10 protein-coding genes are annotated in these 9846 nt (G+C 38.8%); 8 read left to right on the forward strand and 2 right to left on the reverse strand.

Annotation, left to right across the window (positions count from 1 at the left end; genetic code table 11):
• Window positions 1-12: 12 nt before the first annotated feature.
• Both H6F39_RS19555 and H6F39_RS19560 read left to right on the forward strand, forming a co-directional pair.
• Entirely contained in the window at window positions 13-348 is a 336-nt protein-coding gene (locus tag H6F39_RS19555; protein ID WP_370539412.1) for a zinc ribbon domain-containing protein, read from the forward strand.
• 98 nt (window positions 349-446) lie between these two features.
• Window positions 447-1634, forward strand: coding sequence for a YafY family protein (locus H6F39_RS19560; protein ID WP_190397260.1), 1188 nt, complete (start codon window positions 447-449; stop codon window positions 1632-1634).
• A gap of 275 nt (window positions 1635-1909) precedes the next feature.
• On the opposite strand, the gene H6F39_RS19565 is transcribed toward H6F39_RS19560, so the two are convergent.
• Window positions 1910-2635, reverse strand: coding sequence for a cytochrome b/b6 domain-containing protein (locus H6F39_RS19565; protein ID WP_190397261.1), 726 nt, complete (start codon window positions 2633-2635; stop codon window positions 1910-1912).
• Window positions 2636-2726: 91 nt separating this feature from the next.
• On the opposite strand from H6F39_RS19565, the gene H6F39_RS19570 reads away from it, so the two are divergent.
• Entirely contained in the window at window positions 2727-3533 is an 807-nt protein-coding gene (locus H6F39_RS19570; protein WP_190397262.1) for a DNA adenine methylase, read from the forward strand.
• A gap of 632 nt (window positions 3534-4165) precedes the next feature.
• Window positions 4166-5212 (forward strand): anthranilate phosphoribosyltransferase, encoded by a 1047-nt coding sequence (gene trpD, locus H6F39_RS19575; protein WP_190397263.1) that lies wholly within the window; start codon window positions 4166-4168, stop codon window positions 5210-5212.
• On the opposite strand, the gene H6F39_RS19580 is transcribed toward trpD, so the two are convergent.
• On the reverse strand, window positions 5142-6167 hold the full coding sequence (locus tag H6F39_RS19580) for a TIGR02281 family clan AA aspartic protease (RefSeq protein ID WP_137909344.1): 1026 nt from the start codon (window positions 6165-6167) through the stop codon (window positions 5142-5144). The genes trpD and H6F39_RS19580 overlap by 71 nt on opposite strands.
• Before the next feature lie 170 nt (window positions 6168-6337).
• Here H6F39_RS19580 and H6F39_RS19585 point away from each other — a divergent pair, with 170 nt between their 5' ends.
• The 4 genes from H6F39_RS19585 (at window position 6338) to H6F39_RS19600 (ending at window position 9766) form a co-directional block, all read left to right on the forward strand.
• The gene (locus H6F39_RS19585; RefSeq protein WP_242028676.1) at window positions 6338-6889 is read left to right on the forward strand and encodes a hypothetical protein; all 552 of its coding nucleotides are present in this window, start codon (window positions 6338-6340) and stop codon (window positions 6887-6889) included.
• 193 nt (window positions 6890-7082) lie between these two features.
• The gene (gene carA / locus H6F39_RS19590) at window positions 7083-8228 is read left to right on the forward strand and encodes a glutamine-hydrolyzing carbamoyl-phosphate synthase small subunit (RefSeq protein WP_190372392.1); all 1146 of its coding nucleotides are present in this window, start codon (window positions 7083-7085) and stop codon (window positions 8226-8228) included.
• A 175-nt stretch (window positions 8229-8403) separates the two neighbouring features.
• Complete coding sequence (locus tag H6F39_RS19595; protein WP_236097182.1) at window positions 8404-8754, forward strand: STAS domain-containing protein; 351 nt, start codon at window positions 8404-8406, stop codon at window positions 8752-8754.
• Window positions 8755-9313: 559 nt separating this feature from the next.
• Entirely contained in the window at window positions 9314-9766 is a 453-nt protein-coding gene (locus H6F39_RS19600; RefSeq protein WP_190397264.1) for a ribonuclease III domain-containing protein, read from the forward strand.
• Window positions 9767-9846: the final 80 nt, after the last annotated feature.

The raw sequence follows: 9846 nt of genomic DNA on the forward strand, positions 1-9846 counted from the left end.
CTTGCCAGGTCAATTAGTCTACAAGGGTGGAGGCAATTTAGAACTTTATGCGAAGGTAAAGCAGAAAAGTTTAATAGAGATTTCCGTGTTATTAGTAGATGGGAAGCAACAAGCCAAATTTGCTCTGAATGTGGCTACAAATGGGGGAAACTTGATTTAAAAATTCGGTCGGTTAAGTGCCTAAATTGTGGGACTGAACACGACCGAGATGAAAACGCCGCAAAAAATATAAATAAAGTCGGGATAGGGCATTGCCACGACTCTAAACGGGCGCAGAGACAGAGTAAGACTACCTCGGTAGCATCAGTCGGTGAAGCGTCAAGAATCACCTCGCCTTCAGGCAGGTGAGTATGTCAAAACAGTTACAGCTAATTTCTACCAATAGTTTAAATATTTTCTTTTTGCACTGAGATTAATGTACTATAAATTTCTGCCAGTGATTTACCATGTCTAAAAAACCTGCCCATTCCTATACAGAACGTTTGGCCTTTGAACGTTTGCTGCTGTTAATTGCTACATTATTAAAATATCCCGGTGTCGGTAGTCCTGATTTTCTCGACTCTAGTAACAATGAAAATCATGATGCAATTAGTTCTGTAAAAGCATATCTGCAAAAGTTAGCAGCAGAATTAAAGATAGAATTACCTCCAGAATATCCAGCCCTTTCCACCCTCCGCAAAGATTTAGAAACCCTCCGACGTTATGCTATTCTTGACCAACGAATGTATCGTTGGGGATATTATTTAGGAACGGGTGCGCTTTCCATAACAGAATTAAAAGTAGCATTTAACGCTTTAGCATCTCAAGCACAATATCAGGGTGATGCCCAAGCTAGACGCATTTATGAAAGTCTCAGTAAAAGATTACGTGGTTTAGATAAGTCCCTGGAAGGAGAACTTTTTTATCCTACTCGTCAACATCTCAACCGGGCTATTATTTATACTGACCCCGAAGAAATGGCGACTCAGGGAGAAAACCGCGATACATTATTTCATCAATTACCATTATTAGAACAAGCTATTATTCAGGGACAAGCTATTGAAATTTCTCGTACCAAAGATTTATATGGTTCTAATCATATTGGGCGGTTTCAGGTATTTCCTTTACAGTTAATATATCATGATATTGCTTGGTATTTACTGTATGAACTTTGTGAAAATGAACATTTAGTTATGGGGCGTGTAAACCGTTTTAATAGTCATTGTTATCCTGTCAGCAAAATACCACCACGGGGTTTAGAAAAACAAAGAGCAAGTTTAGTTACAGCATATAAACTACTAGAAAATGGCTGGGGTTTAAATTTAGGCGACCCAGAACCTCAAAAAGCTGAATTAGCAGGAACCCTCGAATTTATTGAGGTAAAAGTACGTTTTTATCCTCCCATATCAAATTTTATTTTAGAAGGAGAACGTCGTCATCCTCGCCAAAAAATTACCACTGGATTTATTGATAAAAATGGGCAATATTCTTATATAGAATATGCTGTAGATTTACCAGGTCGGTCTTTAAATGAATTTAGTCGCTGGGTTTATCGTTATATGGATAAAGCCCAAGTATTATCCCCTCCTAAATTAGTGACAGAACACCAAAAATATGCACAGGCTTTACTTGACCGCTATAGGAATCTGGTTTGATTCTGTGAATTTACTTGTGTGGTCAGGGAACTCTTAACTGGGAACAGGGAACAGGGAATAGGGAATAGGGAATAGGGAATAGGGAAGAGGTTTTGGGCAATTTTACTTTTCGTTACTTATGTCGGTTTTTTTCCGTTTATCTACTTACAGCAAGTAGCTTTGAGTGAGGTACACTTTGTGCGGGCAAGATGCCCGCACCACAAGAGTTTTATTATTAATATCTGTACTTCATAAACGGATAACTGCTGTATTTAAAACCTAGATAAAAATAGACTTTACTTTTCACTTGAGAAAAACACTGGTAAAATAAACGCGGCAATAATTCCTAACAAAACAATCACCTCAATTATTTTCAATAATAAACCACCGCCCATAAACTGATTAATTTCTTCCTGAATATGATCAGAAAAATTACCCAACCAACCACGGAAACGACTATACCAATTCCCTGGACTATCTTCTGGGCGGAATTTCCATGATATTATTGACAGTAATAATGGCACACCACCAACTTTAGCTGACATCAAAACATGAATTGCTAAACAACAAATCATGATTAACCAAGCTATTAAATGAAGAGAATACCAAATATGATCAAATTCTCCTGTGGGTAGCCATTCTTCTTGCATCATTCTACCAGAGACTACTGCTAAAACGGCAGCAATTAACATTTTAGTATTTGCTAAACGTTGCAAACTTACCCACCAAATTGGTTTACCAATTTGAGTTAGATTTTGCATAAAGTCTGGTTGTAATAAGCGTCTTTTACCGGCATGAAAACTATAAAGGGCGAAAAATGGTAGTAAAATCAAGAAAAATAGTGCTAATGTGCCGTGAATATCCTGAATAGGATTAATTTTAGGAATGGGGATAGATCCAAATCTTTTGTCAAAAGTGTTGTAAATTAGAAACCCGCTGATAATTGCACCAATTACTAAGGTTCCGCTGATACCATGCAGGATTCTTAATATTAAGGGTTGATAGGGTGTTGAACGGTTCATAAGCTGATATGGTAGGTTGTGAAGATGGGTAATTTTGCTGTAGATATGAGAAGGCAAAATTTATATTATCACTTCTCAAGGCTCAAATACAATGAATATCAAAAGTCCTCTCCGTTATCCTGGTGGTAAATCAAAAGCAATCAAGCAAATATCTGAATATTTACCACAAAAGTTTTCTGAGTTGCGAGAACCTTTTGTTGGTGGTGGTTCTGTATTTATTTATCTTAAACAAAAATATCCTGATTTAAAGATTGCAATTAATGATTTAAACCCGGAATTATGGCGATTTTGGCATTTGGCACAATCTGATTTATCGAAATTAGTTGCTGAAGTTCGTCATGTTAAAGAAAATTACCAAGACGGAAAATTACTCTTTGCTAAATTAGCCCGTGTAGATGTTAACACATTATCAGATTTAGAAAGAGCAACGCGCTTTTTTGTTCTGAATAGAATTACATTTTCAGGAACTATAGAATCAGGAGGATTTTCTTTAGAATCTTTTCACAAAAGATTTACCAATTCATCAATAGATAGACTGGAAAAATTAGCCACTATCTTAACACCAGATATCAAAATTACAAATTTAGATTATAGCCATATTATTAATCTGCCAGGAGCAGAGGTATTCATATTTTTAGATCCTCCCTATTTCCAAGCGGAGAAATCTAAATTATATGGTAAAAAAGGAGATTTGCATACAGGATTTGATCATCAAAGATTTGCTTTAAACTTAAAACAATGTCCCCACAATTGGTTAATTACCTATGATGATTGTCCAGAAATAAGAGAAAATTTTAAATGGGCAAATATCATTGAATGGGAACTACAATATGGCATGAATAACTATAAACAAAAAAAAGCGGAAAAAGGCCAAGAACTATTCATTAGTAACTACTAAGTAGGTTGGCGTTAAAAATTGTCGTTATGACGAGGGAATAGGTGACAGGTGACAGGTGACAGGTGACAGGGAAGAGGGAATAGGTGACAGGTGACAGGTGACAGGTGACAGGTGACAGGGAAGAGGGAAGAGGGAAGAGGTGACAGGTGACAGGTGACAGGTGACAGGTGACAGGGAAGAGGGAAGAGGGAAGAGGGAAGAGGGGACAGGGAAGAGGGAAGAGGGGACAGGGAAGAGGGAAGAGGTTTTGGGCAACTTTACTTTTCGTTACTTATGTCGGTTTTTTTCTGTTCACCTACTTACAGCAGTTCTCAGTATTATCAAGTACAGATATTAATGATAAAACTCTTGTGGTGCGGGCATCTTGCCCGCATAATGTCTACCTCACTCAAAGCTACTTGCTGTAAATCGCTACTAAACAAACCTGGGTAGACTAACACAAAATTCAAGTTATTAAAGGTTTTAAAGGTTTTAAACTCATGCAGGTGGGTTTGACCTTTGTGGCTGGGACTTCTAGTGGCTAGGTGTGTAATAAATTAGACTCATCTTTGCGTTCTTTCTCCGCGCCTGTGCGTGAAACAAAAAACCATTTGTCGGTAAAATTATATTCAACATTATCAAAAACCTGAACCATGGATTTTACTATTTGGTCTAACTTACTCAAACAATTATTAGAAGGTCAATCATTATCCCGCACCCAAGCAGCAGAATTAATGCAAGGGTGGATAAAGGAAGCTATTCCCCCAGAATTATCCGGGGCGATTTTAATGGCTTTAAATTTTAAAGGTGTTTGTGCTGAAGAATTAACAGGCATGGGAGAGGTTTTAAAATCTCTATCTTCGGTGGCTATCAATAAAAGCGACCATAGCCAATTTCTGCCATTAATTGATACTTGTGGTACTGGTGGTGACGGCGCTTCTACATTTAATATTTCCACCGCTGTGGCTTTTGTGGTCGCTGCTGCTGGTGTACGGGTGGCTAAACATGGTAGTCGTTCTGCTTCTAGTCTCACGGGAAGCGCTGATGTTTTGGAAGCATTGGGAGTTAATTTGACTGCTACCAGTGAAAAAGTGCAAGCAGCAGTCGAAGAGGTGGGAATTACCTTTTTATTTGCACCGGGGTGGCACCCAGCACTGAAAGCAGTTGCCCCTTTACGGCGAAATCTCAAGGTAAGAACTGTATTTAATTTACTAGGTCCTTTAGTAAATCCACTAAATCCTACTGGTCAGGTGATTGGTGTGTTTGATCCGAAACTCATAGCTACTATGGCTGAAGCTTTGCATCTCCTGGGGACACAAACGGCTATTGTTTTACATGGTAGAGAAAAATTAGACGAGGCTGGTTTGGGTGATATTACTGATTTGGCGATCTTGAAGGATGGTCAAGTATCCTTAACTACTGTTAATCCCCAGGAGATAAATGTCAAATCTGCTGACATTACCGCTGTTAAGGGTGGTAATGTACAAGAAAATGCTGTGATTCTCAAAGAAGTTTTGCAGGGAAAAGGGACACAACCACAACAAGATATAGTGGCGTTAAATGCTGCCTTAGCATTGCAAGTAGCCGGGGTTGTTCCCTGGTTAAATCATGATCAGGGGGTGACTCTAGCTAAGGAAATTTTACAAAGCGGTAGTCCCTGGACAAAGTTGGAACAGTTAATTCAATTCCTGGGGGATTAACTTCTGAGTGGGTTTGGGGACGAAATTCTACAACATGACGTTTGATGGTTATATCGTAATTACCGAAAAAGTCATGTCCTAAAAGTCCTGTTTCTAATTGCGTACCAGCGATCGCTACTGAAACTTTATTTACCCTCATACCCTCGACTTCCATGGAATCAAGGTAGCCAATGGGAAATTCCACAGCTTTAGCACTAGCGGTATTAGCTTTAGCTTTCCCAGTTGGTACTACACCTAAAGCTGCTGCTATCTTCTGAGTAATTACAGTCCCACTTGCACCTGTATCTACAATCATTTCAAATTGTTGTGTACCATTGAAAGTAACTTCAATAATTGGTGTACCACCCATGCGCCGCTTAATTGGGACAATAAATACCTCATTTTTGCGGGGGAGCATTGCTAATGGGGGAGAAGTAGGTAATAATAGGGGTTTTGAGCTTTCAATAGGAGTTTGTGGTTTGGGAACATCAATGATCACTGGTTGTGGCTGGGTAAGGGAGGATGTTAAATTTGTCGGTTTAGCTTGTTGACGAGCATAGGCAATTTCACGACGATATTTAACAATTTGACTTTGGGCAAAAGCGAAATTGCCACTATTACGCTTAATCTTTTGCATGAGAGCGATCGCATCTTGAAACAGACTTACCACCAAATTCCAATCATCCACAGATACAGCAGATTGGCTGATACTTTTAGCACCAGCAGCTTTATCGAGAGCCATTTCCAAAGTGCTTAATTGAGTCGGAGAAGATTCTAGTGGGTTTGATGTTTGACTGACCAACGGTTGTTTAAATTGACTAGGAGAATGAATTGCGGCCAAACTCCCAGTAGCCAAAGATGATTTAGATCCATCTGTGGTTGTTTTCTGCTGATCTTGATTACAAGCACCAGTTAGAAACGCTAAACTAACCGAACAAGAAATGAGGGCTAGACGAGACAAAGAGTATTTAAGCATAATGGATATTTTAACCGCCCTGGCTGCTCTTACCAAGTTTAACCCCGCCACCAAATTAAAAATGCTTGGCCGTTTAATCATTGCAAAATTAAAGTTTTGATTGGGATTTTCCGGTAATATGTATATCATGATTTTTTGCAAAAGATTGTATAGTAATTACGGGAAAGTTCTTGGTTGCCGATGAATATGGTATAGAAATATTCAAGGCTATCATTTATATACAAGTAGAGGTATTAACCATGTCTAGCGCGGTTTTAATTGATTTTGATCAAATTTATCAAGTTCGGGGCAATAAGGTTGCTTCTACTTCAAAATTTGATGAAATTGTTTCACATTTAAAAAAAGCATCTAGAGAGATCAAAACTGAGTGGAGCAATTTTTCTACTGAACAACGTGATTACTTAAGAGATTTTGCCTACTCTTGTATTGAACCAACCCAGAAAGCTACAGGGTTTTTGGAGATTCTCAAATCAAAAATTTATTTGCTCTTTTTGAATCTTACCTCCCAACGAGAATCTTTTGATGCTTGTGTTAATGCTATTGATTTCTTGGTTGATACAATTCTTGATTGTATTGAGCAAGATGATCCCGGTTATCAGGCTGTTTTATCTGATACTTTAGAGGAATTGCGTTTAAATTACGAACGGATTCCAGAAGTAAAGCCGGAGGATAGTAGTGTCTGGTTGCGAAATATATTCGATGAGGCCATTGCCGAAGTTTAAGCTTAGTCTTATTAGGCTTGTTAAAACTCACTACAAAAAAAATAAAAGAGCACTGACAATTATAGAAATGAATATTGTAGAGTCCCCACCTTCATAAACCATGAGAAAATATACCTTTACAGTCTTCTAAAAAAATAAGTTATAGAAGATATAAAACCCCTTTATCTCTCCAATTACCAATTACAAACGATCTATGCCTCTATCTGAAACAATTCCGGCGCTATTGGTCCTAGCAGACGGCTCCACTTATCGCGGTTGGTCCTTCGGTGCTACGGGGACCGCCATTGGAGAAATCGTATTTAACACTGGTATGACCGGATATCAAGAAGTGTTAACCGATCCTAGTTACTGTGGACAAATCGTTATTTTTACTTATCCAGAACTAGGTAATACTGGTATTAATAATGAAGACGAAGAGTCTAATAAACCTCATGTTCAGGGAGCGATCGCCCGGAATATTTGTCACAAACCGAGTAACTGGCGTTCCACCCAATCCCTACCCAAATACCTGCAAAAGCACCAAATACCGGGCATTTATGGTATAGATACCCGGGCGCTAACTCGCAAAATTCGGATGTTTGGAGCGATGAATGGTGGTATTTCCACAGCAATTCTGGATGAAACAGAATTGTTAGAAATGGTACAAGCTGCTCCCAGCATGACGGGATTAAACTTAGTCAAAAAAGTAACTACAAAATCCGCTTATGAATGGCAAGAAACCACAACAGCCCCTTGGGAATTTAACCCCGAAGCGGTAGCTAAAATTAGGGAAACCTTCACCGTTGTTGCTTTAGACTTTGGAATCAAGCGGAATATCTTACGTCGTTTAGCCAGTTATGGATGTCGCGTCATAGTTGTTCCTGCCGATACACAACCAGAAGAAATTCTCAAATACAATCCAGATGGTATTTTCCTCTCCAACGGACCAGGAGACCCTGCCGCAGTCACAGAAGGTATCAACACCACCAGAGCCTTACTAGACAGCCAAAAACCCATGTTTGGCATTTGTATGGGACACCAAATTTTAGGTCACGCGCTCGGAGCAGAAACCTTTAAACTAAAATTTGGACATCGGGGTTTAAATCAACCTGCGGGACTACAACAGCGAGTAGAAATTACCAGCCAAAATCACAGTTTTGCCCTTGCCCCAGACTCCCTACCAACTACAACGGTTGAAGTCAGCCATTTGAACCTCAATGATTTAACCGTAGCAGGAGTGCGACACAAGACCCTACCTGTGTTTTCTGTTCAGTATCATCCAGAGGCCAGTCCAGGACCCCATGATGCTGATTACCTGTTTGAACAGTTTGTGCTAGAAATGCAAGCAGTACGTCAATAAATTTTGGATTTTGGATTGGCGATTTTAGATTGAACTCGCGGATAAAACCACTCTCAAATCTCAAATCGGAAATTCTTAGTCATAGACAAATTGCCCACAAACCATCTATACTAGAACGTTTACTTTTAGTAAAAAGAACGAGGAGGAAATTATAGCTGAACCACTAAATCTAACCGTGAGCCTCAGAGGTACACGCGAAGTCCGGGATAACTGTCAGCTATTCCGCCTCACAGGCTTGTTAGACGCTTTCTCTGAGCCAACATTTCGTAAGACACTCAGCAGTAAAATTGAAGAAGGTCCAAAACACATCATTTTGGATCTTTCACAAATAGACTTTGTAGATAGTTCTGGATTAGGTGCGCTGGTACAACTGGCCAAGCTGGCTAAACCTGAACCTGAAAGTAAAGGCACTTTACAAATTGTCACTAATGCTCGTGTCACCCAAACGGTTAAGCTTGTTCGTTTAGAAAAGTTTCTCTGTCTACGAGAGTCAGTTGGTGAAGCCATAAACAACATCCCATCTTGATTGCTTGAATGGAAAATCTGAATTAGGCTATCCTATGTCAAAGGATAGCTTAATTTTTATAGAGCTTTATAGAGCAAAAATCTATCTCTTAGTGTGGTGATGAAGTAAAAACACTTAATTTAATGTACTATATTAAAAATTGAATATAACTCAATGCAGTTGATTTAAAAAAATTGTCGGTTGGGTAGAAGGGACTGAAACCCAACATTGGCAGGAATTGATCAGATTTTGTTCCTCAAACCAATCTCAATAAACCTGGAATTTCCGACTTAAAGGAAACATACTATTCTATAATAGAAACTCTGAAATTTTGATAGCAACACGATCCTAGTCGAAAATACTGGGTGTGAATAAACGTAAATCATCTGGCTTACGTGACGCTACACTATCGGAAAGCCCACCAAATTAGTTGATAGGTCTAAAGAAACAATATCAGTAAATTTTGGTTATGGTTACTAATTTATAATATGCTCAGTATGCGAACATTGCTTTTGTAATCAAAGTAATGTTGGCGAAAATTATCTCCCGATGTAGTGCTTTTTTAAGGAATGATTAATCTGTGAAGTCGAAGGAGGAAACAGCCCAACATGAAGAAGATGAAACTACTGCGCAGGATTCATCAGACATTAACCCATGGTTGGTAAATGCGACGCAACTGCCCCAGCAAATATCCCCAGATCAAATAAAACAGATATCTCCTTCCGCTTTAGCTTATTTGGGGGACGCAATTTATGAATTATATGTTAGAATGTTTTTTCTGTGGCCACAACAACGACTGGAAAACTACCATCGTTCCGTAGTGGATCAGGTAAGAGCAGAAACACAAGCGATACATTTGCGAATGTTAACTCCTTACTTGAGGAGTAACGAATTAGAAATTGTTCGCAGAGGTCGTAACTCTGCCCATTGTCGTCATAAACGACTCAATCCCGAAATTTATCAACAGGCAACTAGTCTAGAAACCTTAGTTGGCTATTTATACAGCACTTCCCGGTGTTATGAGGTACAGTAACAACAATTAGTGAACCAATTTTTTAAATGTTGAGGATTCATCAAATCGAGAGCAACAGAAATAACTTTATCAACTATTTC

The organism is Dolichospermum sp. FACHB-1250 (genome assembly GCF_014696335.1).
Classification (GTDB): Bacteria; Cyanobacteriota; Cyanobacteriia; order Cyanobacteriales; family Nostocaceae; genus Dolichospermum; species Dolichospermum planctonicum.

What these genes read in the sequence shown, in the direction of transcription:
- H6F39_RS19560 (WP_190397260.1), top strand. Translation starts at nt 447, where the DNA reads ATGTCTAAAAAACCTGCCCATTCCTATACAGAACGTTTGGCCTTTGAA.
- H6F39_RS19565 (WP_190397261.1), bottom strand. Translation starts at nt 2,635, where the DNA reads ATGAACCGTTCAACACCCTATCAACCCTTAATATTAAGAATCCTGCAT.
- H6F39_RS19570 (WP_190397262.1), top strand. Translation starts at nt 2,727, where the DNA reads ATGAATATCAAAAGTCCTCTCCGTTATCCTGGTGGTAAATCAAAAGCA.
- trpD (WP_190397263.1), top strand. Translation starts at nt 4,166, where the DNA reads ATGGATTTTACTATTTGGTCTAACTTACTCAAACAATTATTAGAAGGT.
- H6F39_RS19580 (WP_137909344.1), bottom strand. Translation starts at nt 6,167, where the DNA reads ATGCTTAAATACTCTTTGTCTCGTCTAGCCCTCATTTCTTGTTCGGTT.
- carA (WP_190372392.1), top strand. Translation starts at nt 7,083, where the DNA reads ATGCCTCTATCTGAAACAATTCCGGCGCTATTGGTCCTAGCAGACGGC.